24 protein-coding genes are annotated in these 24034 nt (G+C 60.4%); 7 read left to right on the top strand and 17 right to left on the bottom strand.

Going from position 1 to position 24034, the window contains the following annotated elements:
- Positions 1–2: 2 nt before the first annotated feature.
- The 9 genes from VWY60_RS11700 to VWY60_RS11660 all read right to left on the bottom strand — a co-directional run bounded on the left by VWY60_RS11700 (position 3) and on the right by VWY60_RS11660 (position 10222).
- Positions 3–875, bottom strand: coding sequence for an SMP-30/gluconolactonase/LRE family protein (locus VWY60_RS11700; RefSeq protein WP_416540551.1), 873 nt, complete (start codon positions 873–875; stop codon positions 3–5).
- Positions 865–1476 (bottom strand): 2-dehydro-3-deoxy-6-phosphogalactonate aldolase, encoded by a 612-nt coding sequence (locus VWY60_RS11695; protein ID WP_416540550.1) that lies wholly within the window; start codon positions 1474–1476, stop codon positions 865–867. Before VWY60_RS11695 ends, VWY60_RS11700 begins: the two co-directional genes overlap by 11 nt.
- The gene (locus tag VWY60_RS11690; protein ID WP_416535871.1) at positions 1473–2450 is read right to left on the bottom strand and encodes a 2-dehydro-3-deoxygalactonokinase; all 978 of its coding nucleotides are present in this window, start codon (positions 2448–2450) and stop codon (positions 1473–1475) included. Before VWY60_RS11690 ends, VWY60_RS11695 begins: the two co-directional genes overlap by 4 nt.
- A complete protein-coding gene (locus tag VWY60_RS11685) occupies positions 2447–3217 on the bottom strand; it encodes an SDR family NAD(P)-dependent oxidoreductase (protein ID WP_416540549.1) in 771 nt (256 codons plus the stop codon). Before VWY60_RS11685 ends, VWY60_RS11690 begins: the two co-directional genes overlap by 4 nt.
- Positions 3217–4932: an IlvD/Edd family dehydratase gene (locus tag VWY60_RS11680; RefSeq protein WP_416540548.1), complete on the bottom strand. Its 1716-nt coding sequence runs from the start codon at positions 4930–4932 to the stop codon at positions 3217–3219. Before VWY60_RS11680 ends, VWY60_RS11685 begins: the two co-directional genes overlap by 1 nt.
- Positions 4929–7028 carry an alpha-galactosidase gene (locus tag VWY60_RS11675; RefSeq protein WP_416540547.1) on the bottom strand — a complete coding sequence of 700 codons (2100 nt, stop codon included), beginning with the start codon at positions 7026–7028 and terminating at the stop codon, positions 4929–4931. Before VWY60_RS11675 ends, VWY60_RS11680 begins: the two co-directional genes overlap by 4 nt.
- Positions 7025–7873, bottom strand: coding sequence for a carbohydrate ABC transporter permease (locus VWY60_RS11670; protein WP_340544765.1), 849 nt, complete (start codon positions 7871–7873; stop codon positions 7025–7027). Before VWY60_RS11670 ends, VWY60_RS11675 begins: the two co-directional genes overlap by 4 nt.
- Positions 7873–8811, bottom strand: coding sequence for a carbohydrate ABC transporter permease (locus tag VWY60_RS11665; protein WP_340546288.1), 939 nt, complete (start codon positions 8809–8811; stop codon positions 7873–7875). The genes VWY60_RS11670 and VWY60_RS11665 overlap by 1 nt, the downstream gene beginning before the upstream one ends.
- 160 nt (positions 8812–8971) lie before the next feature.
- Positions 8972–10222, bottom strand: a complete 1251-nt coding sequence (locus VWY60_RS11660) for an ABC transporter substrate-binding protein (RefSeq protein ID WP_416540546.1) — start codon at positions 10220–10222, stop codon at positions 8972–8974.
- A 134-nt stretch (positions 10223–10356) separates the two neighbouring features.
- Between VWY60_RS11660 and VWY60_RS11655 the strand changes: the two genes are divergently transcribed.
- Together VWY60_RS11655 and VWY60_RS11650 are read left to right on the top strand one after the other, a co-directional pair.
- The gene (locus VWY60_RS11655) at positions 10357–11148 is read left to right on the top strand and encodes an IclR family transcriptional regulator (protein WP_340544767.1); all 792 of its coding nucleotides are present in this window, start codon (positions 10357–10359) and stop codon (positions 11146–11148) included.
- Positions 11149–11165: 17 nt separating this feature from the next.
- Positions 11166–12227 (top strand): ABC transporter ATP-binding protein, encoded by a 1062-nt coding sequence (locus tag VWY60_RS11650; RefSeq protein WP_340544768.1) that lies wholly within the window; start codon positions 11166–11168, stop codon positions 12225–12227.
- Between the two features lie 31 nt (positions 12228–12258).
- Here VWY60_RS11650 and VWY60_RS11645 read toward each other — a convergent pair whose 3' ends face one another.
- Together VWY60_RS11645 and VWY60_RS11640 are read right to left on the bottom strand one after the other, a co-directional pair.
- The gene (locus tag VWY60_RS11645) at positions 12259–12855 is read right to left on the bottom strand and encodes an SDR family oxidoreductase (protein WP_416540545.1); all 597 of its coding nucleotides are present in this window, start codon (positions 12853–12855) and stop codon (positions 12259–12261) included.
- 62 nt (positions 12856–12917) lie between these two features.
- Positions 12918–13532 (bottom strand): glutathione S-transferase, encoded by a 615-nt coding sequence (locus tag VWY60_RS11640; protein ID WP_340544770.1) that lies wholly within the window; start codon positions 13530–13532, stop codon positions 12918–12920.
- 266 nt (positions 13533–13798) lie between these two features.
- On the opposite strand from VWY60_RS11640, the gene VWY60_RS11635 reads away from it, so the two are divergent.
- On the top strand, positions 13799–14068 hold the full coding sequence (locus VWY60_RS11635) for a DksA/TraR family C4-type zinc finger protein (protein ID WP_340544771.1): 270 nt from the start codon (positions 13799–13801) through the stop codon (positions 14066–14068).
- A gap of 201 nt (positions 14069–14269) precedes the next feature.
- Positions 14270–15391: a serine/threonine protein kinase gene (locus VWY60_RS11630; RefSeq protein WP_416540544.1), complete on the top strand. Its 1122-nt coding sequence runs from the start codon at positions 14270–14272 to the stop codon at positions 15389–15391.
- A gap of 162 nt (positions 15392–15553) precedes the next feature.
- Here VWY60_RS11630 and VWY60_RS11625 read toward each other — a convergent pair whose 3' ends face one another.
- The 6 genes from VWY60_RS11625 to VWY60_RS11600 all read right to left on the bottom strand — a co-directional run bounded on the left by VWY60_RS11625 (position 15554) and on the right by VWY60_RS11600 (position 19883).
- Entirely contained in the window at positions 15554–16015 is a 462-nt protein-coding gene (locus VWY60_RS11625) for a DUF995 domain-containing protein (protein WP_416540543.1), read from the bottom strand.
- Positions 16016–16147: 132 nt separating this feature from the next.
- Positions 16148–16384: a hypothetical protein gene (locus VWY60_RS11620; protein ID WP_416540542.1), complete on the bottom strand. Its 237-nt coding sequence runs from the start codon at positions 16382–16384 to the stop codon at positions 16148–16150.
- A 51-nt stretch (positions 16385–16435) separates the two neighbouring features.
- Positions 16436–16630 carry a hypothetical protein gene (locus tag VWY60_RS11615; RefSeq protein ID WP_416540541.1) on the bottom strand — a complete coding sequence of 65 codons (195 nt, stop codon included), beginning with the start codon at positions 16628–16630 and terminating at the stop codon, positions 16436–16438.
- Positions 16627–18471 carry a M3 family oligoendopeptidase gene (locus tag VWY60_RS11610; protein ID WP_416540540.1) on the bottom strand — a complete coding sequence of 615 codons (1845 nt, stop codon included), beginning with the start codon at positions 18469–18471 and terminating at the stop codon, positions 16627–16629. Before VWY60_RS11610 ends, VWY60_RS11615 begins: the two co-directional genes overlap by 4 nt.
- Before the next feature lie 162 nt (positions 18472–18633).
- Positions 18634–19596, bottom strand: coding sequence for an alpha/beta hydrolase (locus VWY60_RS11605; protein ID WP_416540539.1), 963 nt, complete (start codon positions 19594–19596; stop codon positions 18634–18636).
- Entirely contained in the window at positions 19596–19883 is a 288-nt protein-coding gene (locus tag VWY60_RS11600) for an SCP2 sterol-binding domain-containing protein (protein ID WP_340544777.1), read from the bottom strand. Before VWY60_RS11600 ends, VWY60_RS11605 begins: the two co-directional genes overlap by 1 nt.
- Positions 19884–19980: 97 nt before the next feature.
- Between VWY60_RS11600 and VWY60_RS11595 the strand changes: the two genes are divergently transcribed.
- The 3 genes from VWY60_RS11595 to VWY60_RS11585 are packed head-to-tail and all read left to right on the top strand — an operon-like array spanning position 19981 to position 23994.
- A complete protein-coding gene (locus tag VWY60_RS11595) occupies positions 19981–20550 on the top strand; it encodes a tetratricopeptide repeat protein (RefSeq protein WP_416540538.1) in 570 nt (189 codons plus the stop codon).
- A gap of 41 nt (positions 20551–20591) precedes the next feature.
- Positions 20592–23600 (top strand): helicase-related protein, encoded by a 3009-nt coding sequence (locus VWY60_RS11590; RefSeq protein ID WP_416540537.1) that lies wholly within the window; start codon positions 20592–20594, stop codon positions 23598–23600.
- A 19-nt stretch (positions 23601–23619) separates the two neighbouring features.
- A complete protein-coding gene (locus tag VWY60_RS11585) occupies positions 23620–23994 on the top strand; it encodes an RNA-binding S4 domain-containing protein (RefSeq protein ID WP_416540536.1) in 375 nt (124 codons plus the stop codon).
- The last annotated feature ends 40 nt before the right edge of the window (positions 23995–24034 follow it).

Genomic DNA, 24034 nt, shown 5'->3' with positions numbered 1-24034 from the left:
CCTCAGAGAATGACGCGGTGTTCGCGCTGGCCTTTGGCCGTTGTTTGAATGCGATAGGTCCTACCTGCAGCCGCATCATTCAGCCCGTCTGCGGCGGTGGTAACGAACAGCTCTGACAAGGTGTCCCCGCCAAGCGAAGGGCAGGAGGCCTGGGAGGTTGGGATCGGATAGATCTCAGACAGCGCGCCAGTCGAGGTATAGACAGCGACACGGCCGGCCCCCCATTGGGCATTCCAAAAGCGGCCTTCGGCGTCGACAATCGCGCCATCAGGGCCAAAATTCTGGTTGCTGAGGTCGAGGAAGACCGATGCCGCGCCAACCGGCCAGCCGTCTTTGGTCGCCAGAGGCTGGCGCATGATCTTGCCGGTCGTTGTATCGGTGAAATACGCGCAGGATTTGTCAGGGGCAAAACAGATGGCATTGGTGATGGTTTGCTGTGCGACCAGCTGGCGCAATTCGCCCCGATAGTAGCGGTAGATGGCGCCAAGGCCGGGTTCCGCTTTGTAGCCCATCGTGCCAATCCAGAACCCGCCCCAAGGATCTGCGCGCCCATCGTTGGAGCGGGTTAGCGGCTGATCGGCCTCCAGATCAATCAGATGCGTGCGGGTGCCGGTTTCGATGTCAAACCGCCATAGCGCGCGGGCGCTGGCCATGATCAGGGTCTGATCATCGACCCAGCCTGCGGCGGAAACGCAGTCGTCAAACTGCCAGTGAATCTCCGTTTCTCCGGCAACGCTCAGCAGTTGTTTTTCAAGGATATCGAACCAGAACAACTGTTTGCGCGTCGGATGCCACAGCGGACCTTCCCCCAGCGTGCAGCGCGTTTCGCTGAAGACCTGAGCTGTCATGGGATGGAGCGCCGGATCATGTGCCATCGAAGGCCTCGTCGTAGGCCGCGACGGTTTCTGCAGCGAGGAGGGCGACATCTTCGACAGAGCGGCCGGGTTTGTAGAGAGAGGACCCGATGCCAAAACCGGTGATGCCTGCCCTGTGCCAATCGGCAAAATCCGCAGGCCCGACACCGCCTACCGCGTAGGTTTCAGCATCAGCGGGCAGGACCGCTTTCAGCGCCGAAAAACCGTCCAGTCCCAGTTTGAGGGCAGGGAAGAACTTCAGACCATCAGCACCGGCTCGGAGAGCCGAAAAACACTCTGACGCAGTGAAGACACCCGGATAGGACAACATGCCTGCGGCTTTGGTTGCACGGATCACATCAGGGTTGCAGTCTGGCGAAACCACCATCTGCGCCCCCATGGCCGCGAGTTGAGCCACTGCGCCGGTGTTGAGCACCGTTCCAGCGCCGACTGTGGCGCGCCCCTTTGCCTGATCCAGCATGACGGCGATGCTGTCATAAGGCTGGGGAGAGTTCAGCGGCACTTCGATCTTGGTGATACCTGCATCAATCAGGGCATCGGTCATGGCGCGCGCCTCTTTGGGACGCAGACCGCGCAGGATGGCGATGATGTTACGGCTCATTGGGTTTGGCCTTTTTGCAGTTGGTCATATGCGGCGCATAGGCCCGCGAGTGTCAGGGATTCGGCGTCAACGCGACGGGGCTTGCACCCCAGCGCGGATAGGGCGGTTTCATAGCAGCGGGCCAGCGCATCTGTGCCGAGTATGGTGACGGATTGGTGAGACCAGTAGCCCCGGGTCGCGGCAAGCTCCGCACCGATCAAAAGCCCTGACAGGCGCGCTCTTCCGGTCTCCGCGTTCTGCCCGGACAACAGCGCATCCGCACGGATACGAAACAGCTGTGCCGAGATCGCAGCCGGCGAGGAGAGCGCCTTGGCCACGGCCTGTTTGAACGCCTTTTCGTCCCAGCCATCCTCAGAGACGCAGTGTCGAAGTACGGATTGGCCTTGCAGCAGTGCGAACATCTCGCCGGTCATGAAGGTCGAGAAGCTGGTGACCTGGCCCCGATCCAGTTTGACCCATTTGCTATGGGTGCCGGGCAGGCAAATGACCTGAGGCGCGGTCTGATTGCTGTCTTGTGCGAGGTACCCCGCAATCTGGGTTTCTTCCCCGCGCATCACATCCGCCGGATCGGTTGTCTTGATCCCGGGCAGCAGGTAAACGGTCAGGCGTTTGTCCTGTATCAGCGGTCGGGTCGCCTCGGCTATTCCCGGCGGGGGGCAGGGCGCGGTGGCATAAGGGGCCTCGGCCCAGCCCTGACGCGAACCTGCCATTCCGCAACAGATGACCGGGACCGCCCGGACATCGCTGTTGCTGCCGGGCGCCAGACGATCGCCAAGCAGGCCCAGCAGTGTCGGTTCATAGTCCTGCGGGCCAAGCCGCGACATGCCGCGGTCAGAGGAGATGCGGTCGAGGACCTGATTACGGTTGTCCATCACCCACAGCCGCAGCTGGCTCGTCCCCCAGTCAGCCGCAATCCATGCAGGCGTCGGGCCAGCTGGCATCATGTCAAAGGAACGGTTGGGATCGGCCGTCATCCTGTCACCACAACCCCGCCATCCACCACCAGCGTCTGTCCTGTGATCATGCGGCTTGTTGCCGAGGCCAGAAAAAGCGTGGAGCCGACGATATCCTGAGGGGTGAGATGATCCTTCAGGCATTGGCGATCGAGATGGGCGGCAAGCGCCTGGGGCGTGGCCCATTTATCAAGCTGCTTGTCGGTCAGCACCCACCCGGGCGCCAGCGCATTCACCCGCACGTGATCCGGCCCGAACTCGCGGGCAAGGCTGCGGGTCATGCCATTGATGCCTGCATTTGCAGTCGTATAGGCGGGGTAGCCGCTGTTGCCCATCATATAGCTGATGGAGGTGAAGTTCACGATTGACCCGCCACCGGCGGCCTGCATCCCTGGCAGCACAGCCTGACAGGTAAAGAAATAGGCCTTAAGATTGATCGCCTGCGCCCAGTCCCAAAACTCTTCGTCCACATCCAGCGTGGCGTGGCGCTGATCGTTGGCGGCGTTGTTCACCAGCGTGGTGATCGGGCCATGTGCCTCTGCCGCCTGCTCAATCGCGGATTTCAGCGCCGGGATATCGGTGATGTCGCATTGGATGAACAAGGGGCGGTTGCCGGTCTCGGCTTCCATCCGTTGAACAAATGCGGAGGCATCGGAGCGTCCGACAAAGGCGACCTTGGCGCCCTGACGCAGAAACCCCTCGCTCAGCGCGGCCCCAATGCCGGAACCGCCGCCGGTGATGAAAACCGATGTGCCCTTCAGGTCCGGAAAGATTGCAGTATCGCTCATCAGTGGCTCTCCCGTGTGACGGGGCGGGTGTCTTTGCCCACGAGAAAATCAAGATCAGCGCCTTTTTCAGCCTGAAGGACGCTGTCGACATAGAGTTTTGCATAGCCGCGCGTGTAATGCGGCGGCTCTGGTCGCCAGGCCTCCCGGCGCGCGGTCAGCTCTTCTTCCGAAACCAGAAGGTCAAGCGTGCCGTTCTTTGCGCTGACCCGGATCCGGTCGCCGGTCTGGACCAGACCAAGGGGACCACCAGCCTGCGATTCTGGCGAGACATGCAGGATCACGGTGCCAAATGCCGTGCCGGACATGCGACCATCGGAAATGCGGATCATATCGCGTACCCCGTCGCGCACCAGTTTGCGCGGGATCGGCATATTGCCGACCTCGGGCATGCCGGGATAGCCTTTTGGGCCGACGCCTTTCAGCACCAGAATGCTGTCTTTGGTCACCGGTAGATCGTCGCGGTCAATATTGGCTTTCATGTCCTCAATGGTCTCGAAAGCATGGGCGACGCCTTCGTGCTCCAGCAGATGATCGGTCGCGGCTGAGGGTTTGACGATGGCGCCATTGGGGGCGAGGTTGCCGCGCAGGACACGCAGGCCCGCGGCCGGTTTGACTGGGGTGTCAAAGCTCTTGATGACATCATCGTTGAAACATGCGGCGCCCTCGGCATATGCCGTGATGTCGCCCCCCAGAACGGTGGTGTTGCTGCGCAGGTGCCCATTATCGGCAAGTTGCTTCAGCACAACAGGCATGCCGCCCGCATAGCAGAAATCTTCCATCAGGTATTTGCCAGAGGGCATGCAGTTCACCAAGAGGGGGATGTCGCTCCCCAGACCAAAATCATCCAGGGTCAGCTCCACCCCGACACGGCCAGCCAGTGCCAGAAGATGGACAACCGCATTGGTCGAGCCGCCAACCGCTGCATTGGCCATGATCGCGTTGATGAACGCATCGCGGGTCAGAATGTCGGAGGGTTTGAGATCTTCCTCCACCATTTCGACAATCCGCTTTCCGGTGAGATGCGCCAGCGCCATGCGGCGGGCGTCCACTGCTGGCAGGGCGGCATTCGTCGGCAGGCTCATCCCCATCGCTTCGACGAGGGACGCCATAGTGGAGGCCGTACCCATGGTCATGCACACGCCCTTGGATCGGCTCATCCCGGATTCAGCCGCCATGAAGTCCTGCAAGGTCATCTCACCCGCGCGCACCGCTTCGGAGAATTTCCAGACGTCTGTGCCGGAACCGATATCCTTACCCTGCCATTTGCCGTTCAGCATTGGGCCCGAGCTGACCACGATGGCAGGCAGATCGACCGAGGCCGCTCCCATCAGCTGGCCCGGTGTGGTCTTGTCACAACCGCCAAGCAGGACAACGCCGTCAATCCCATAGGCCCGGATCGACTCTTCCACATCCATGGCCAGAAGGTTGCGGAACAGCATCGCGGTCGGTTTCATCTGGGTTTCGCCAAGCGACATGACCGGGAACTCAACCGGGAAGCCGCCAGCCTCCCAGACTCCGCGCTTCACTCCTTCGGCGAGATCGCGAAGACCGGAGTTGCAGGGGGTCAGTTCGGACCAGGTATTGCAGATCCCGATGATTGGTCGGCCGTCAAAGGCATGATCGGGAAAGCCCTGATTTTTCATCCAGCTGCGATGGATAAATCCGTCCTTGTCCAGTTTGCCGTACCAGGCGCGATTTCGTCTGTCTTTGGTCATAGGCGTGTTCCTTCAATCACCCAGATCGACTGTGGGAATGTCCAGGGCAGGGTGATCCCTTGGTGCATCAGATATTGGCCGCTAAGGGGGGCAGTGCCGGTTTTCAAAAGAGGTGAACCGCGTGACAGGCCGGGGGCATCCTTGCGGTTCAGCAGGCTGATTTCATATAGTGTATCCGGCTCCAGCCCGGTCAGGCGAAGCGGGCGGGGCAGGATCTGTGCGCTGGCCTCACAAACCCCGGCAAAGACGACAAACCGACTGCCATCCTCTGCGCGCTGTAGCTCTGCGATTACCGCCGGATCGTCACTGTCGAGCCGCAGAATATCGGCCCGCTGCATCCAGTGGCGGTTGTCTTTCCACCAGGAAGTTACCTTGCGCAGGATGTCTGCCTCTTCCTCGGTCAGCTCGCGCGGGTCCATTTCAAACCCCATGTGGCGCTGCGCTGCGACCCAGGCGCGCAGGCGGATGTCTGTCACCCGGCCAGAGGTGTGGCATTTTCGGGGCCCTACGTGGCTGCCGGTGACCACCATCGGCAGGAAAAGCGCCGCTTCATGCTGGATCCGCAGCCGTTCCAGCGGATCGTTGCTGTCCGAAAGCCAGACGCGATGGGTGCGCGATAGGATCCCAAAGTCTATACGCCCGCCACCCGAGGAGCAGCTCTCGAATTCCACCTTGGGGAAGTCTGCCCGCAGGCGGTCAAAGAGCGCATAGGCTGCCTCGGCCTGGGCGCTGTCCGGCTCGGGCAGGACACGGTTGTGGTCCCATTTCACATAGTCGATTGGGTGATCTGCCAGAACCGCTGCAATGCGGTCGTAGAGATAGGCCTGTACCTCCGGCAGGGCGATATTCAGTACCATTTGCTGGCGACCAAGCACCTGATCCAAGTCGCCCAGAACCCAGTCGGGATGGGCGCGGAACAGATCGCTTTCAGGATTGATCATTTCCGGTTCAAACCAGATGCCAAATGCCATGCCTTCGGCGTGGACATGGTCGATCAGTGGCATCAGCCCATCGGGGTATTTGCGTCTGTCAATTGTCCAATCGCCGAGCGATGTGGTATCGTCATCCCGCCTGCCGAACCAGCCATCATCCAACACAAACCGCTCTGCCCCTAGTGCCGCAGCCCGGCTTGCAATATCGCAGAGCGTGGCGTGATCATGGTCGAAATAGACCGCTTCCCAGCAGTTGTAATGCACCGGACGCGCGCGCACAGGCTCAGGTGGTCGCAGGATCTCATCGCGCAGGTGGCGTTGGAAGGTGACAGCGCAGCCATTGATCCCCCGATCCGAGAACACCGCATAGAGTGGCGCGGTCTCAAAACGCGTGCCGGATGTGCGGCGGCTGCCGGTGGCGTGTCCCCACTGGATTTGGCGACGCCCGTCGGGGAGTTCCTCTGCCAGCATTCTATGGCCCCCGGACCAGCCGTAGTGGAAGGCATAGGCGGATCCTTGGCTGTTCGTGGCACCACTGCAGGGCACAATCAGACCGGGGAAATGCTCATGCCCGGTGCGCCCTGTGGGGTTGTCCCTTAGCCGCGCGCCTGCGCTCCAGGCGGTGCGGCTGGTTTGAAATTCACCGATCCAGCGGCCATGGAAGTCGATCATCTCATGGCTGTTCTGAGGTGCCGGAAAGACCGGAGCGGAGAGCCAGTTCACGCTGACGGGCTGCTCCGAGGTGAGAGCGGCCTGCGCAGTGATCATGCTGGTTGCGGGCGTCAGCTCAAACTGTGCCTGATAGTGCAGGCCATTATTGGCATCGCGATAGTGGAGTGTGAGGGTCCGAGTGCCTTCCTCCGCCCGCTCGAAGGTGAAGCGTGGCAGCAGTGCCTTGCCCGCGCCATCCGTCAGCGACAGACCGGCCTGGCCGGGGAAGGTGCGGCGTGCCTCGGGGCAGATCGACAGCGGCGGCACCTGATCCAGCATCCCCCCCGTCACATCCATGCGCGAGGCGGCGGCGAGCACGTCCAGATCGGTTCCACCCGGCAGCCGCGGTCCCCAGTAGATGACCTCTGCCAGATCGGTGCCACGGGCGGCGAGGATCAGGCTTTGGCACTGATCCTGAAGCGCCCAGCAGCGGATGTCTCTCACCGTGCTCACTTCACGGCTCCCAGCGTCAGACCGGCGATAAAGTGGCGCTGCATCAGGAAGAACATCGCAACCGGCGGCAGGGCCGCGACGATGCTGCCCGCGCTCATCAGATGGTACGCTGCCCGGTATTGCGCGTTGAAGGAAGTGATGCCTGCGGTCACCGGCTGGCTCTCGGCGCCCTGGGTCAGAACAACTGCCCAGAAATAATCATTCCAGATGAAGGTAAAGATTAGCACGCTGAGCGCCGCAATTGCGGGTTTCATCAGCGGCAATACCACGAACCAGAAGATCCGCCATTCCGCGACCCCTTCGACGCGGGCGGCTTCGATCAGCTCAAAAGGCAGGGCGCGGATGAAGTTGCGCATAAAGAGCGTGCAAAACCCGGTCTGAAAGGCGATATGAAACAGCACGAGGCCAGTTTTGGTGTTGTAGAGCCCCATGTCCAGCGTCAGATCGCGTACCGGAACCATCAGGATCTGAAACGGCACGAAGTTGCCTGCCACAAACATGAAAAACAGCAGCAGGTTGCCACGGAATTTATACACGCCAAGTGCAAAGCCGGTCATGCAGGAGAGTGCTACGGCACCGATCACCGTCGGCACCGTGATCAGGACGGAGTTCAGTAGGTAGCGCGGCATGTCGGAGCCAAAGAAAACCTTGCCGTAATTGCTGGCGCCTTCAAACGAGCTCGGCATTCCCCAGTAGTTGCCGGTGGTAAAGTCCACATCCGGTTTGATCGAGAAGATGGCCACCGCGATCAGCGGCAACAGCCAAAGGACGAGCGCAGTCGGAACCAGGGCCTGATAGGTGGCCTGCCATCCGCGAGAACTGTTCTGAATGGGTTTCGGAAACATCAGCGGCCCCCTTTGTCGTCTTGGTACATGGACCACAGGAAGTAGGCGATGAAGCACAGCATGATCAGGAACAGCACCACTGCAATTGCTGCGCCATAACCCATGCGGAAGCCATATTCCGACAGGGCCTTTTCAAACATGTAGAACGACAGCACCCGGCTGGAGCCGAACGGGCCGCCGTTGGTCATGATGGAGATCAGATCAAAGCTGCGCAGTGCGCCGATGATTGTCACGACAAAGGCGACAAAGGTCGCCGGCCGCAGTTGCGGGATGATCACATACCACAGCATCTTGGCGCCTTTGGCACCGTCCAGCCGCGCCGCCTCGACCTGTTCGGGATCAACCGCATTGAGGCCCGTGAGGTAGAGGATCATGCAATAGGCCGTCTGCGGCCACAGGCCTGCCGCGATGATGCCATAGGTCACCAGCGTCGGATCCCCCAGTACATTCAACGGCCCAAGACCAACCCAGCCCAACACTTGATTGAGCAGGCCAAAGGTCGGGTCATAGAACCAGCTGAACACCAGGCCGACAACAACTTGACTGATCACAAATGGAAAGAAGAACAGAGACTTGTATAGGCGAATGCCGGTTACTGTCTGATTGAGGAACAGCGCGATGAACAGGCCTGCCGGGATTGCCAGCAAATACAGCAGAAGCCATTTCAGGTTATTCCAGAGCGAGACCTCAAACGCGCGATCATCCATCAGCTCCCGGTAGTTTTCCATGCCGACGAACTGTGGATCACCGAGCCCGTCCCAGCGGTAGAACGACAGGTTGAAGCTCTGTACGATCGGGAAAATCACGTAGAAGAGAAAGAAAATCACGCCGGGCGCCAGAAAGAGCCAGGGCGCAAGGGTCTGACGATTGCGCCTTAGCCAGCTGTCACGGCTGCCTGATGCGCTGGCAGACGATCTGGTTTCTGGAGCGAGGTTCATCTCAGCCACGGGAATTCTCCCTTGTTTGTCGATTGATATCAGCCTGTCGACTGGGAAGGGCCGATACGGTTCAGCATATTGCGCGCTCCGGTCCGTGACCGGGCTGCGCAGGGCCGATAGGCAGATCGGCCTTGCGCGTTGTTTTGGCCAGCAGCAGTGATCAGTAGACGCGCTCGCGGGTCTTTTCCAAACGGTTCAGGATATCATCCAGATTGTCCGGGAAGACCATGAACTCCTGGAGGCCCTCCATGGCAACGGAGGCCATTTCCGCTGGTGCATCGCGGTCAAAGAACTGCGCGATACCGCCGGGCGCGTTGGCGGACAGCATCTCGAAGCCCTGATTGAGCATTTCGTCATCATCGACGGAGGACTTTGAGTTCACAGGCAGCTGGCCGAGTGCTGCGCCGCCGTTGATCTTGGTCTGATTGTCCGCCGAGACGACGAAACGCAGGAACTCGCGCGCGGCTTCTTTGTTCTGGGCGCCGGATGGAATGTGGAAGGTGTCGGTTGGTGCGTCTTCAGCCAGCTCGACATCGGGATTGATGGTCGGGAACTGGTAGAAATCCAGCTGATCGGTGCCAAGACCGGCTTCGCGCAGCGGTGCTACGGCAAAGTTGCCCATCAGATAGGCGGCGGCTTCACCTTTGACCAAGAAGGGCAGGGCCTCCTGCCAGCTGTAGGACTGATGGTTGTCGATAAAGGCCCCCATGTCGATCAGTTCCCGCCAGTTGGCAAAGGTCTGCTTTACACGGTCATCGGTCCAGGCGACTTCACCATTGGTCAGCGCCATATGGAAATCATAGCCGTTGGTGCGCATGTTCAGGTAGTCAAACCAGCCGCCGGCCGTCCACAGGAACTTGGTGCCGATGGTGAAACACTTGCGACCTGAATCGAGAATCTTCTGGCAGTTCGCTTTGAAGGTCTCCCAGTCCTTGGGCTCTTCGAGGCCAAGCTCGTTGTAGATGTCCTCGCGGTAGTAGACGCCCCACTGGTAGTAGGTGTAGGGTACGCCCCATTGCTTGCCGTCCAATGTCATTGCGCCCTTGGTGGAGGCCAGCGCATCAGCGATTTCCGGCTCTGCCCAAAGGTCGGAAATGTCTTCGAACAACCCGGCAGAGACGTAGGGCCGCATCCGGTTTGCCGCATACCAGTTGGCCACGTCCGGTGGGTTGGCAGATAGGAAGTTGCGAATCTGCGTCTTGTAGGCCTCGCGGTCGATCACCGTCAGCTCAACGGTCAGGTTCGGGTGCATCGCGTCGAATTCAGCCGCCATCCCCTCCATTACTGCGCGCGGCGCAGGATTGGACATATCTGAGAAAATCTTGAGCGTGCCGCTCAATTCAGCCTGTGCCGCAGTGGCCAGGCCGAGGCTGAGAGCCAGGCCCGCAACTGTTCCTTTCAAAGTCTTCATGACGTCCTCCCTGTTGACGTGTTTCGTTTGGTTTCATATATTGGAACCAAATTCCAACTATTGAAACTATGACCGCGCTCGGCTAAGGATGTCAACAGTTACATCGGCCCCGCCCGATCAGAGAAAGGACAATGATGGCGAAAGCTGCGCCCCAATCGCGAGAGACAGATGGCACCGTTGGCAAGGCTTTGGCCGTGTTGGATCAGATCGCTGAAGCGGGCCGCCCAATGCGGTTCGGCGAGGTGCTGGCGGCCTCGGATCACCCAAAGGCGACGCTGTACCGGCTGGTGCAGACGCTGACCAATCAGGGGATGCTGTCCTATGATGAGACCCATCAGACCTATGCTCCGGGTTTGCGCCTGGTGCGATTGGCTCATGCTGCCTGGCGGCAAAGCGCGCTGGCTCCGGTGGCGCGGCCCTATCTGGACAAGCTGTCACAGGATATCGGCGAGACCATACATCTGGCGCAGCTGGATCGGGGGCAGGTACTCTACGTCGACAAGCGTAATGCGGCCACACCGATTGAGATGTTCAGCCAGGCGGGCAAAATAGGGCCGGGCTACTGTACCGGGGTGGGTAAGGCGATGATCGCGTATCTGTCGCGGGAGGCGCAGCAGGATGCGATCCGCAGGCAGGCGTTTTTTGCCCATACGCCCAACACGTTGGCCACGCCAGAGGCGCTGATGGACGAGTTGCAGCAGATCCGCAAAGACGGCGTTGCCTTCGACCGTGAAGAGCATGAACCGGGCATCATCTGCATTGCCGTTCCGATCCTGTCGGAGGCGGGCAAAGTGATGGGCGGGCTGTCGATCACCTCCTCCGTGCAGCGTCGCTCGCTGGAGGAGCTGGAGACGCTTCGACCGGCCCTGATGACAACCGCCAAGGAAATCGCGGCAGCGGCCGAGACCTGGCAATTTCCGAATTAACCCGAGGGAGAGAACACATGACAGGGGTCACTCTGGCCAAGGCCGTCAAGAAATATGGTGACGTTCAGGTGATCCACGACGTGGACCTCACCATTGAGGACGGTGAGTTCTGCGTCTTTGTCGGCCCATCCGGGTGCGGAAAGTCGACGCTGCTGCGGATGATCGCCGGGTTGGAGGAGACCAGCAGCGGCAGCATCCATATCGGTGAGCGGGATGTCACACGACTGGATGCGGCTGACCGTGGGGTTGCGATGGTTTTCCAGTCCTACGCGCTATATCCGCATATGACGGTTGAGGATAATATGGGGTTCGGGCTTAAGATGACCGGTCATCCCAAGGATGCGATCCGGGAAAAGGTGGCAGAGGCCAGCCGGATCCTGAAGCTGGATCAATACCTTAAACGCAAACCCAAGGCGCTGTCGGGCGGGCAGCGCCAGCGCGTCGCCATCGGACGTGCGATCGTGCGCGGGCCGGATGTCTTTCTCTTCGATGAGCCGCTGTCAAATCTCGATGCCGAGCTGCGCGTGGATATGCGGGTCGAGATCGCTCGGCTGCACAAGGAAATTGGCGCCACGATGATCTATGTGACCCATGATCAGGTGGAGGCGATGACGCTGGCAGACAAGATCGTCGTGCTTCGGGCCGGTCGCGTCGAACAGGTTGGCAGCCCGATGAAGCTATACGCCGATCCCGACAACCGCTTCGTCGCGGGATTTATCGGCTCGCCGAGCATGAATTTCCTTCAAGCGACCGTTTCCGGCGGCGCGGTCACGGTACCCGCTCTTGGCGGCCGCCGGATCGCGGCCTCTGTCACGCTGCCTGAAGAGGGTGCATCGGTCCTTGTGGGATTGCGCCCGCAGCATCTCTCTGTCGTCGCCCGTGACAGCGATCTGATCCTTGATCTGCGCGAGCGGCTGGGCGGTGTGTCCTACGACTATCTACGCACCCCAACAGGCGAGAAGATCATTGTCGAAACACGGGGGGACGAGGCGCTGCCCGAAGGAAGCGCCGTCGCCTTGGATTTTGACGATGCTGACGCCTATTTCTTTGACGGGACGACAGAGCTGCGTCTGCGCTAGAAGGAGGAGGGCTGTCAGCGATGGTCCGCGGCTACAGTGACTGCATCCGCTTTGTCTTTCCCGACCATGCCGGGTTGCTGACGGCATCTGCGAGGGTTGCGGCGACATCGCCTCGTGCGGCGACGCCTTCGGGATCGACCTGCTCGCCGAACAGCAGGTCTCCGCTGCCGTCGCCATTAGTCAGACGTACTGGGCGCAGGATCGCGTAGTCCAGTCCCGACTGTTCCAGATAAACATCCGCGTCGTGTTTGGCCTGCAGGTAATTGGCAAGTTCGCTCTCGGGATCGGGATCGCCGGCTCCTATCGAACTAAGCATGACAAACCGGGCCACGCCCGATGATTTTGCAAGATCCACAAGCGCCTTCGCGCCATCACGATCAACCTTGTCCGTCATCTCGCGAGAGGTGTCGCCACCAGATCCTGCTGCAAAGATCACGCCGTCGCACCCCTCGCAGACATCCGTAGGCAGGTCGGTAAGGTCGCCGCGCCGCGTGCCAGTCCCGGGTGGAAGCGTGCTGGTATCCGACCCCTCCCGGATCAATGCGATGGGCTGATGGCCCAGGCGCTGAAGTTTTTCCACCACCCGGCGGCCTGTATTGCCAGTAGCACCTGCGACAAGAACTTTCATAACGGTCTCCTCATTTCGATAATGGGATTGGGACAATTGGGGGGACACAGCGGGGCCACGGGTCAGAACGACGGGGCCATCGGTCCCACCTTCGCCACTGCGGCCTTGTAGCCATCCTGTGCCTGCAGATCGGTCCAGTAGCGCGCGACGCGCGGCGCATCCTTCAGCGCGCCAATCGCCGCCAGATTGGCGAGGATGTACGAGAACTGGATATCGGCGAGCGCGGCCTGATCGCCAAACAGCAAACCCGTTTCAGGAAGCTGCTGGGCGATGTAGTCCAGATGCAGGTCCAGAGCTTTCTTGGCCTCATCTCCAGAATCCTCTCCCTTCAGGGCCGGTAGGAGCACGCCCATCGCAACCTCGGCAAAGGAGCTCTCGACGTAGTCGAGCAGCTCGTCGTGGCGCAATGCGTCTGCTGTCCCCGGAGCTGGTTGATGGCGGCTGTCACCATAGCGATCAGAAAGATACCGCAGGCAGGTCGCCGATTCCGCTATCTTCATGTCGGCGTCCTCAATCACAGGCGATTTGCCGAGCGGATGAATCTTGGCAAGGCTTTCAGGCGCCCTGAAGTTATCCGTGCGGTCGTAGGTTGTGACATCATAGGGTTGCCCGAGGTCTTCCATCAGCCAGATCAGGCGAATGGCGCGGGAGTAGGCGAGGCAGTGGATCTTCAGCATGAGCGGCGTCTCCTTCAGAGTCGGTCAATTCCGCGCTCGGCTCAGATACTTGTCATGCCAGTGATGCGCGGTCACAAAAGAAAGACGGCATCGGTGCCGTCGTCGAATACTCAACAGCCCGGATCGCGATTTCGTTCCCGATAAAGCGCCCGCATTGTAGACTGCGATCCGGCGGATACCGGAACCCGAGCGGTGCGGAGGGCGTTTCGCAGCCAGGGGTGCAGCAGGTCGAAACCAGTAAATCGCAGGACAGGAGGAGAAACAGCATGGCCGGAGGATGGACCCGCGATGGTGCGGTGAGTGAACAGATCGAAGCGTCAATCAGTGACGAGCTGGCGCGTCTCAGGTCGAGGCGCGCTCCGGTCGGTGAAAGCCTGACACATTGCGCCGATTGCGAGGAGCCGATCCCCGAACCGCGGCGTAAGGCGATCCCTGGCGTCAAACTCTGTATCGAGTGTCAGCAGGAACGCGACGGCGCCCAGCAGGCGCGTGGCGGAATCAATCGGCGCGGCTCCAAGGACAGCCAGCTGAAGTAACATGGTCCTTTCGCCGGCTTGATCGCGCCGAAGTATCTTCCCCGCGCCATCTGCGGATGCTATATCCCGAGCCGGGCTCACAGGCGATGGCGTCGCCGCAGGCAGACTGCTCTGGCCCAAAACCACGCTCCTGTACGCCGGGACTTTCAATCGGGAGATTGAAGGCCCCGCCTTTGCCTCCCGAGATCAAGGGAGGCATCCATGGCCTGGTCGCCGGAAAAAACTGAAGTCAAAAGCTGGAATGAATGGGACACGCTGCGCCATGTGATCGTGGGCCGTGCCGATGATTGCCACATCCCGCCGGAAGAACCCGCGCTGGATGCCAAGGTGCCGGAAGACAGCGACATGCGCGGCCAGTGGGGCCGCCGCCCGCAGGAGACCATCGACCGTGCCAATGAGCTTTTGGACAATTTCGCCAGCCAGCTGCAGAACCGCGGCATCCGGGTGGACCGGCCGGTTTCGATTGATCATTCCCAGCCGGTGACCACCCCGGACTTCAACACCGACAGCCAGTTCGGCTGCATGCCGCCGCGTGACGTGCTGCTGACTGTCGGCCATGAGATGCTGGAAGCGACGATGTCCTACCGCTGTCGCTGGTTCGAATACCTGAACTACCGCCCGCTATTGCAGAAGTACTGGGAAGAAGACCCCAGGTTTCGCCACGAAGCCGCCCCCAAGCCGCGCCTCACGGACGCAGATTACCACCCGGATTACCTCAGCGAGAAGATCGGCGTGGCCAAGCGGCTGGAATGGGCGGCGGAGAAATTCTTTGTCACCACCGAGGAAGAGCCGCTGTTTGACGCCGCCGACGTGTTGCGCTTTGGCAAGGATCTGGTGGTGCAGCACGGCTTCACAACGAACCTCAAGGGCATTGAGTGGCTGCGCCGCCACTTCCCCGACCACAGGGTGCATACGGTTAACTTCCCGGGTGACCCGTACCCGATCCACATCGACGCAACGTTCACGCCGCTGCGCCCGGGCCTGATCCTGAACAACCCGCAGCGCCGTCTGCCGGAAGAGCAGCGCGAGATGTTCAACAAGAACGGCTGGGACATCGTTGATGCGGCGCAGCCCGCCCATAACACCCCGCCGCCACTGTGTTATTCTTCCACATGGCTCAGCATGAACGTCCTGGTGCTGGACCCCAAAACCGTCTGTGTCGAGAAATCCGAGGTCTATCAGGCCGAGCAGATGGACAAGCTGGGCATGGAGGTGGTCGAGGTCGAGTTGCGCGACGCCTATGCCTTTGGCGGCGGGTTGCACTGCTGTACGGCAGATGTCTACCGCGACGGCGACTGCGAAGATTACTTCCCGCATCAGTGAGCAGTGGCGCGCCGTCAGCTACGGCGCGCCACTCTTCGACGGTTAATCTTGACCGTACTTGTCTACCGGGAGCAGGTCTCCAGTGCAGGTATCCTGCGGACCAGTTTCGCATGCGTTGCTAACCGTAGCTACTCAGTCGGTCCGGCTCGCTGTCTGAGGCTGTCAGATGCCGTATTTCTTGCGCAGCTTGCGGACCTGTGACGAGATCTTGTTCCCGGGCTTCACGCGTTCGGCGAACTCCTTCGTCGGCTTGTACCATGATTGGTCCTTGTCGCTGTACTTCCACAGCTGGCCCTTGCTGTCTGCTCCATGGCGGAAGCATTCTTTGTTCTGATCCCCGGACCCGCCTTCGCTGCTGTACCAGAGCGCCTCATAGCACAGCTGACCCTTTGAGGTTGCGTACCATTTCCCCAAGCCAACGCTGTCTTCCCAAACGGCTTGGAAGCTCCCGTCAGGCGCCCAATACGAGCCCCCTTTGCTCCAGATCCATGTCTTGCCGGAATAAAGCTCGACAACCGTTTGTCCGCTTACGCGGTTTTTCCGGTCGGGGCCCGCTGCGAAAACCGGCGTCGCTGCCAGGGCTGACACAATCGCCAATACACAAATTTTTTTGAAAATAAACATTACTCATCCCCTCAAACTGGTGAACGGCGAAACTATACCATAAATTGTCCGAAAATCCGACAGTGCGGTTCCAGGAGTGTAAAGGCTTTTGCTGCCTGGGGTGACCGCCACCTGGCGGCGATTGATGATGGTCTATTCGCGCGGTAGGGCCATCCGCAGGATGTGCCGGGGGTCGGCAAGGCGATGGGGATAGATGCCGCCGGTGTCCTGAAACCCGCCTTTCAGATAGCAGCGAACCGCCGGAGAGTTTTTGAAATTCACCGTCAGCACCACCGCATGGCGGGCCGGGTAATGGGTCGGCAGATTGCTCTGTAAAGCAGAGACGGCTGTGGGGGCAAAACCTTTACCCTGAGCGCCGCGGTCGATCATCAACGCGCGCAGGCCCAGCTCATCTGCCGAGGCGAAATCATAGGTTTCGTGTTAAAGGCGGTCGATCTTCAAGAACCCCAGCGCGCGGGGCCCGTCGAGGATGGCGTAAAAATCCACGCCGTCCTCGTCTTCTTCAAAGGCCTGCGAAACGGTGCCAGAGAAGCGGACCTGATCCGGTTCCACACTTATATGGGCGACCAGATCAAGCTCGCTGCACGCCACCGAGCGCAGGGTAATGGGCTTCACCCCTCCATCGCTTCCAGCTCATCAATCATCTCGGAGATCATGCTTAGGCCCTTGTCCCAGAAGGTGGGATCAGAAGCATCCAGGCCAAAGGGCGCCAAAAGTTCCTTGTGGTGTTTGGAGCCGCCTGCCTTCAGCATGTCGAAATACTTGTCCTCGAACCCTTCGGCCCCCTCGGCGTAGACGGAGTAGAGCGCGTTCACCAGCCCGTCGCCAAAAGCATAGGCGTAGACGTAGAAGGGCGAGTGGACAAAATGCGGTACATAGGTCCAGAAGGTCTCGTAGCCGTCCATGAAATCAAAGGCTTCACCAAGGCTCTCGGCCTGTACCGACATCCACAGCGCGTTGATGTCATCAGGGGTCAGCTCGCCTTCGGCGCGGGCGGCATGCAATTTGCATTCAAAGTCATAGAACGCGATCTGGCGCACGACCGTGTTGATCATGTCCTCGACCTTGCCTGCCAAGAGGATCTTGCGCTCGTTCTGGTCCTTGGCGTTTTCTAGCATCTTGCGGAAGGTCAGCATCTCGCCGAACACAGATGCGGTTTCCGCTAGCGTCAGCGGCGTTGACGACAGCATTTCGCCCTGCTCGGCTGCAAGTACCTGGTGCACGCCGTGGCCCAGCTCATGCGCGAGCGTCATCACATCGCGCGGTTTGCCGAGGTAGTTCAGCATCACATAGGGGTGCACATCGGTGACGGTCGGGTGAGCAAATGCCCCCGGCGCCTTGCCCGGTTTCACGGCGGCGTCGATCCAGCCCTTGTCAAAGAATGGCTCTGCCAGATCGCCCATGCGCGGATCAAAAGCGCTATAGGCATCCATCACCATCTTGCGTGCCTCCTCCCATTTGACGGTGCGGGAGGTCTCCATTGGCAGCGGCGCATTGCGGTCCCAGACCTGCATCCGGTCCAGCCCCAGCCATTTGCGCTTCAGCTCGTAATAGCGATGCGACAGCTTGGGGTAGGCGGCCACCACAGCTTCGCGCAGGGCCTCGACGACCTCCGGCTCGACGTGGTTGGAGAGATGGCGTCCCATCTGCGGAGAGGGCATCCCGCGCCAGCGGTCCAGGATTTCCTTTTCCTTGGCCTGGGTATTGTGGACACGGGCAAAGATCTTGATGTTGTCGGAGAACACCCGGGCAAGTTCGCGCGCCGCGGCTTCCCGCTTGGTGCGGTCTTGTTCGGTCAACAGGTTCAGCGTGCCTTCGATGTTCAACTCTTCGCCGTCAACGGTGAAGGTGAGGCCGGCAATCGTTTCGTCAAAAAGCCGCTCCCAGGCGTCGCCTACAACGCCCAGATCATGCAGGAATTTCTCCAGCTCGTCAGACAGCTGATAAGGCTTCATCGCGCGAATACGGTCAAAAATCGGTTTGTAGCGGGCGAGATCGCTGTTGGCGGCGAAATGGGCCTCCAGTGCCGCGTCTTCAATCCGGTTGATTTCAAGCGAGAAGAACACCAGCGGCGTGGTGAAGATCGTTACCTTCTCCTGCATGTCGGACATGAATTTGGCGCGACCGGCATCGGTGGTCAGCTGATAATAGCGCAGACCAGCAAAGGACATGATCCGCCCGGCGATGGCGTTGATCTTCTCGTTGCGCAAGACGCAGGCCAGCAGACCGTCGGCATCCAGATCGGCCAGTTTGCCTTCGTAGTCACTGGCGAAACTGGCGCATTCTTTCTCCAGCCAGTTGAGGTCGCGATCCAGCTCTGCCGCATCCTCAGAGGTGTAGAGGTCGCTCAGATCCCACTCAGGCAGATTGCCCAGCCCATCCGGCCCGGCACCGCCCGCAGCATTGGCGTTGGCGTCTCGCATCAGGTCGCGGTCAAGGAAGGGAGCGTTGAACATCAGGGCACCTCGGGCTGTTGTGTGTCTTCTACGACATCTAAGCGCGAGGGCTGGGGATCACAAGCAAGCGGCCCGCGTCGGGCGGCGATTTATTGGCCGGGCAGGGGGCACTGCGCGCGAGATTTTAAGAACGCTGATCGCGTCAGCCTGTTCGGGGTGAACCTAGTCTGCGTATTGATCGAACAAACGGGTGATCTTGTCAAAAATGGCGCGGCGGGTTTCAGCCCCTTCCATCATCACCTCATGCTGCGCCGCCTCGACCAGATCCAGTTCGCCGCCCGGCCAGCGCGCCATCCGGTCATGAATGGCTGCCGTATTGACGATCTGTTCCTGTGTGCCGAGGAAGGTGATGCAGGGCAGTGCGGGTGAGGGCATTTTCGCAAGGGCGGCACATTCTCGCAGGCTTTCGCCCAGCCATCGGACGGTCGGCCCGCCAAGCGACAGATCGGGCTGTGCCGCAAGCTGATCCTGCATCAGGCGGTACATCTCAGGATCATTGGTGAGCGAATTGCCCTCGAACGGGCTGGCCTGCACATATGGGGCTAGGGTTGTCGTCGGGGTCCGCATTGCGCCGATGCCGAACCGGTCACCCATAGAACTGAGCAGCCGCGCCACGGGCCGCAGCGCGGGCGGGATCTGAATTCCCCACATCGGGGCGGAAAAAATGCAGGCTTTGACCGGAAGCCCTTCCATGACTGCGCGCAGACCAATGGCGCCGCCCATAGAATGGCCGAGGACGAACCATGGTTTCGGCAGAGCGAGCCGATCGGCCAGCTCGACCGCCGCTTGGACGTCTTTCTGAAAATCGCGAAAGGCGACGACGTGACCCAGCAGCCGCTCCGGCAGCATCCTGTCCGCCAGCCCTTGGCCGCGCCAGTCGATTGCCAGCGTTGCATAGCCTCGGCTTGCCAGATCCTGGGCAGCTCCGCCGTATTTTTCGATATATTCGGTGCGCCCGGGAAACAGCAGCAACGTGCCCTTCTCAGCGCCCGCAGGGCGCCAATGGCCCACGCGGATGCGCAGGCCATCGCTGGTGCTCACCCAATGGGCCTGCCCGCCGTCTGGTCCTCGCGCGATATCGGCAAAGAAGGGAGCGGGGGTCAGATCCATCGGGCGCGCGTCCATCAGGCCATCGCCGATGCCAGTTTCATCGCGGTGCCCATGTCACCGTCGATGGTCAGCTTGCCGCTCATGAACGCGGTGGTCGGGTTCAGTTCACCCTCGATGATGGACTGAAACGTCTCTGCGTCGGCGGTCATGGTGACCTCTGCCTCTTCGTCGGCGACGCGGGCCCCGTTCTGATCCAGCATGATGGTGCCCATGCCGGTGATGTCGAATTTGGCGGAGCCGTCAAAGCCACCATCCATTTTTGCGTTCAGCGTTTCTGCTGCTTGGGTCAGCGTTTCGCTCATGTTCAGTCCTCATTTTGATCCGCAGCCTGCAAATTTATGTGAAGGATGTCCTTCCCACTCTGGAAAACGCAGGCTGCGCGGTTACACTTAACCCATCATGGTTGCAAAATTCTCCAATCTCAAAGCTATCGTGGCGGCAACGTCTTTGACAGTCCTGTTTTCCGTGCCTTTGCAAGGTCACGCTCAGGAGGTTCAGGGCGAGGCGGACCTGCTGGCCGCTTTGTCCGATGCCGACCCGCAGGAAGCCATCGGTCTGGACAGATCCCTGCAGGCGCTCTGGAACAGTAGCGGCTCGCCTGCGATGGACCTGCTTTTGAAACGTGGCAAGGACGCGCTGGACCGCGGCGATACCCGGATTGCCATTGAGCATCTGACTGCGCTGACCGATCATGCGCCAGGATTTGCCATGGGCTGGTACGAGCGCGCACGGGCGTATTTCACCGCGGGCCTCTATGGCCCTGCCGTGGCCGATCTGGAGCAGACGCTGATGCTGAACCCCAACGACTACAATGCGATTTTTGCGCTGGGGGCGATGTTCGAACAGTTCAATGACCGGCAAAACGCCTATGAGGCCTATAAAAGGGCGCAGGCTATACATCCGCACCACGAGGCGATAACCAGCGCGCTCGACCGGCTGAAGACCGAAGTCGAGGGCAAAGAGCTTTAGGGCGGACAGTTGAGCTCGGTTCGGGCGTTGAGGGCAATATCATGACAGGCACGCAGAGTTCCGGGAGCGCCCGGGTCCTGGCGGTTTTGGGGCCGACCAATACCGGCAAGACGCACTATGCGATTGAACGTATGCTGGGGCATCGCACGGGTGTCATGGGATTCCCGTTGCGGCTTCTGGCGCGCGAGGTCTATGACAAGGTCGTCGCCGCCCGTGGCCCGTCGGTGGTGGCACTTATCACCGGTGAAGAGCGTATCGTGCCGCCGCGCGCACAATACTGGATCTGCACTGTTGAGGCGATGCCCGAGGGGATGGGCTGCGATTTCCTTGCGGTGGATGAAATCCAGCTCTGCGCCGACCCGGAACGGGGCCATGTCTTTACCGACCGTCTGCTAAGGGCGCGTGGCACTCATGAGACGCTGTTTCTTGGCGCTGACACCATGCGCGGGCCGATTGCTGCGTTGGTTCCGGGCGTGCAGTTTATGCGCCGCGAACGGCTTTCGGATCTGGTCTATGCCGGATCCAAGAAGCTCAGCCGGATGCCTGCGCGCACCGCTATCGTCGGGTTCTCCATCGACAATGTCTATGCCATCGCCGAACTGTTGCGCCGACAGAAGGGCGGGGCAGCCGTTGTGATGGGCGCGCTCAGCCCCCGGACCCGCAACGCCCAGGTCGAGCTCTACCAGAATGGCGAGGTGGACTATCTGGTCGCGACCGATGCCATCGGCATGGGTCTCAATCTGGATATCGATCACGTCGCCTTTTCTTCGCTCAGCAAATTTGACGGTCGCCGGATGCGGCAATTGGCCCCGAATGAACTGGCCCAGATCGCGGGGCGGGCAGGGCGCGGGATGAGTCACGGCAGCTTTGGGGTTACCGGCGATGCCCCGCCGCTGGAGGATGGCGTCGCGCAGGCGATCATGGAACACCGGTTCACGCCGTTGAAGAAATTGAACTGGCGTTCCTCGGCGCTGCAATTCGGCACGGTAGAGGCACTGATCCGCTCTCTCGAATCAGCGCCTGACGATCAGAACCTGATCCGCGCCCGCGAAGCGGACGATCTTATCGCCTTGAAATCGTTGTCCCAGCAGGATGAAATTCTGGCGCGCACAACCAACGCGCCCTCGGTACGATTGCTCTGGGATATCTGTCGCATCCCGGATTTTCGCGGTATCTCGCAATCGGAACATTCGGGGCTCTTGGGCGTTTTGTTCCAGTATTTGCACGACTCAGGCGTTGTCCCGGACGACTGGCTGGCGCGGCAGGTCAAACGGATTGATCGGGTTGATGGCGACATTGACGCATTGTCGAAACGTTTGGCCTTTATACGTACATGGACCTATGTCGCACAAAGGAACGGCTGGGTCCGTGATGAAAGTCATTGGCGCGGGGAGACGCGCGCTGTAGAAGACAGATTGTCGGACGCCTTGCACGAACGTCTGACTCAGCGATTTGTGGACCGGCGCACATCCGTGCTTTTGCGCCGGCTCAAACAGAAGGAGGCCCTTTTGGCCGAAGTGAATGATAAGGGTGAAGTGACCGTCGAAGGTGAATTCGTTGGTCGTCTTGAAGGGTTCCGGTTCTCGCCGGACAAGGGCGCACAAGGCGCCGAGGCAAAGGCGTTGAAATCCGCCTCCCTGCAAGCACTCGCACCGCATTTCCATCTCCGGGCTGACCGTTTTTACAACGCGCCGGATACCGAAATTGATTTTACCGATCAGGGCGGCCTGATGTGGGGTGAATATGCTGTCGGCAAATTGGTGGCCGGCGCTGACCCGCTGAATCCGCGCATCGAGGTGTTTGTCGACGATACTGCGGGCCCAGATGTGGCCCAGAAGGTCGAACGCCGCCTGCAACATTTCATCTCACGCAAGATCAACGCGCTGTTTGAGCCGCTGCTCAACCTGCAGCGCGACGAGGAGCTGACCGGCCTGGCCCGTGGCTTTGCCTTCCGCATGGTCGAGGGTCTGGGTCTGCTGCCGCGCGGCAGTGTCGCGCAGGAAGTGAAAGATCTGGACCAGGACGCACGTGGCGCGTTGCGCAAACATGGCATCCGCTTTGGCCAGTTCACCATCTTCATGCCGCTGCTTTTGAAGCCGGCGCCGACCCGCCTGCGGCTGGTGCTCTGGGCTCTGTCCGAGGGTCTTGGTGAATTCCCCGATGCACCGCCTGCCGGTCTGGTGACCGTTCCTGTGATCAAGGATGCTCCGCAGGGCTATGATACCATGTGCGGGTATCGCAACGCGGGCGAACGCATGATCCGTATCGACATGCTCGAACGTCTTGCAGACATGCTGCGCGCCGAAGACAGCCGCGGCGGGTTCGAGGCCAAGGCCGACATGCTGTCGATCACCGGCATGACGCTGGAGCAGTTTGCAGATTTGATGCAGGGGCTTGGCTATCAGGCCGACAGGGGCGAGCGGGTCAAGGCCAAGGCGGTTGACACGGTGGTCACCGAAACCAGCACGCCTGATGCGGATATCCCGGTGATGGACGCGGCGCAACAGGTTGAAAACACGCCTGCCGCCGCCCCGGATGAGACCGATACCGCTGCCGTTACGGAAACAGTTACCGCTGATGCAGACGCGCCAGCTGATGTTCCGGCTGATGTTGCGGCGATTGAGGACGCAGGGGTGGCACCGGTTGCAGAAACCATGGCCGACCCGGCAGCTGTTGATCCGATCCCCGAGACCGCCGAGATCGAGACCCCGGTTGGCGAAGCTGCCGATGCCAATGTCGACGAGCTGGAGATGGAGGTGTTCTACACCTTCACCTGGGGGCGCGCCCGGAAGACGGGCGGCCACCGCGGCGGTGGCCGTCGCGGTCAGGACGCTGGCGAGAGCGGCGCAAAGCGTGGCGGCGACGCTGCGCGCGGCAAGGGCAAACCACGTGGCGGCAAGCCTGGCCGCGATGGCAAGCCCGGCAAGAAGGGTGGCCGTCAGGATCAGGGCAGCAAAACCTATTCGGCCCGCCCGCCGAAGAAGGAAAAGCAGATTGATCCCGACAATCCCTTTGCAGCGGCGCTGATGGGACTGAAACAATCCGATTGATCGGCTGCTGGTGCCATGGATGACGCAGGTCTCTGAAAAGATCAGGATCGACAAATGGTTGTGGCAGGCGCGGTTCTTCAAGACCCGTAGCCTGTCCGCCAAGATGGTTAGCGCGGGCCATCTCCGTCTCAATGGCAACAAGATTGCAAAACCGGCTCAGAACGTCTCTCTTGGGGACGTTCTGACCTTCCCTCAAGGGCGCATCATCCGGACCGTCCGGGTCGAAGCACCTGGAACACGGCGCGGACCTGCTCCAGAGGCACAGGCGCTGTACTTTGATTTGACCGAAAAACAGGACCCCGTGCCGCGTAATCCGCGCTACGAAGGAAAAGGTCGCCCGGATAAGAAAGAGCGCAGGGCGCTTGATCTTAGTCGCCGGGATGGCGCGTTTTGACATCTTGAAGCCGGCGCTCGGGTGAATTAGCTACAAGCCA

It is taken from the genome of Phaeobacter sp. JH20_26 (genome assembly GCF_048056275.1).
GTDB lineage: Bacteria > Pseudomonadota > Alphaproteobacteria > Rhodobacterales > Rhodobacteraceae > Phaeobacter > Phaeobacter bryozoorum.
The sequence above is the reverse complement of the archived record's forward strand: the minus strand, read 5'-3'. Positions and strand labels throughout refer to the sequence as shown.

What these genes read in the sequence shown, in the direction of transcription:
- VWY60_RS11630 (WP_416540544.1), top strand. Translation starts at nt 14,270, where the DNA reads ATGGCCTGGTCGCCGGAAAAAACTGAAGTCAAAAGCTGGAATGAATGG.
- VWY60_RS11670 (WP_340544765.1), bottom strand. Translation starts at nt 7,873, where the DNA reads ATGTTTCCGAAACCCATTCAGAACAGTTCTCGCGGATGGCAGGCCACC.
- VWY60_RS11650 (WP_340544768.1), top strand. Translation starts at nt 11,166, where the DNA reads ATGACAGGGGTCACTCTGGCCAAGGCCGTCAAGAAATATGGTGACGTT.
- VWY60_RS11640 (WP_340544770.1), bottom strand. Translation starts at nt 13,532, where the DNA reads ATGCTGAAGATCCACTGCCTCGCCTACTCCCGCGCCATTCGCCTGATC.
- VWY60_RS11605 (WP_416540539.1), bottom strand. Translation starts at nt 19,596, where the DNA reads ATGGACGCGCGCCCGATGGATCTGACCCCCGCTCCCTTCTTTGCCGAT.
- VWY60_RS11625 (WP_416540543.1), bottom strand. Translation starts at nt 16,015, where the DNA reads ATGTTTATTTTCAAAAAAATTTGTGTATTGGCGATTGTGTCAGCCCTG.
- VWY60_RS11645 (WP_416540545.1), bottom strand. Translation starts at nt 12,855, where the DNA reads ATGAAAGTTCTTGTCGCAGGTGCTACTGGCAATACAGGCCGCCGGGTG.
- VWY60_RS11585 (WP_416540536.1), top strand. Translation starts at nt 23,620, where the DNA reads ATGACGCAGGTCTCTGAAAAGATCAGGATCGACAAATGGTTGTGGCAG.
- VWY60_RS11595 (WP_416540538.1), top strand. Translation starts at nt 19,981, where the DNA reads ATGGTTGCAAAATTCTCCAATCTCAAAGCTATCGTGGCGGCAACGTCT.
- VWY60_RS11680 (WP_416540548.1), bottom strand. Translation starts at nt 4,932, where the DNA reads ATGACCAAAGACAGACGAAATCGCGCCTGGTACGGCAAACTGGACAAG.
- VWY60_RS11655 (WP_340544767.1), top strand. Translation starts at nt 10,357, where the DNA reads ATGGCGAAAGCTGCGCCCCAATCGCGAGAGACAGATGGCACCGTTGGC.
- VWY60_RS11695 (WP_416540550.1), bottom strand. Translation starts at nt 1,476, where the DNA reads ATGAGCCGTAACATCATCGCCATCCTGCGCGGTCTGCGTCCCAAAGAG.
- VWY60_RS11590 (WP_416540537.1), top strand. Translation starts at nt 20,592, where the DNA reads ATGACAGGCACGCAGAGTTCCGGGAGCGCCCGGGTCCTGGCGGTTTTG.
- VWY60_RS11690 (WP_416535871.1), bottom strand. Translation starts at nt 2,450, where the DNA reads ATGACGGCCGATCCCAACCGTTCCTTTGACATGATGCCAGCTGGCCCG.
- VWY60_RS11685 (WP_416540549.1), bottom strand. Translation starts at nt 3,217, where the DNA reads ATGAGCGATACTGCAATCTTTCCGGACCTGAAGGGCACATCGGTTTTC.
- VWY60_RS11600 (WP_340544777.1), bottom strand. Translation starts at nt 19,883, where the DNA reads ATGAGCGAAACGCTGACCCAAGCAGCAGAAACGCTGAACGCAAAAATG.
- VWY60_RS11635 (WP_340544771.1), top strand. Translation starts at nt 13,799, where the DNA reads ATGGCCGGAGGATGGACCCGCGATGGTGCGGTGAGTGAACAGATCGAA.
- VWY60_RS11610 (WP_416540540.1), bottom strand. Translation starts at nt 18,471, where the DNA reads ATGTTCAACGCTCCCTTCCTTGACCGCGACCTGATGCGAGACGCCAAC.
- VWY60_RS11660 (WP_416540546.1), bottom strand. Translation starts at nt 10,222, where the DNA reads ATGAAGACTTTGAAAGGAACAGTTGCGGGCCTGGCTCTCAGCCTCGGC.
- VWY60_RS11620 (WP_416540542.1), bottom strand. Translation starts at nt 16,384, where the DNA reads ATGATCGACCGCGGCGCTCAGGGTAAAGGTTTTGCCCCCACAGCCGTC.
- VWY60_RS11665 (WP_340546288.1), bottom strand. Translation starts at nt 8,811, where the DNA reads ATGAACCTCGCTCCAGAAACCAGATCGTCTGCCAGCGCATCAGGCAGC.
- VWY60_RS11700 (WP_416540551.1), bottom strand. Translation starts at nt 875, where the DNA reads ATGGCACATGATCCGGCGCTCCATCCCATGACAGCTCAGGTCTTCAGC.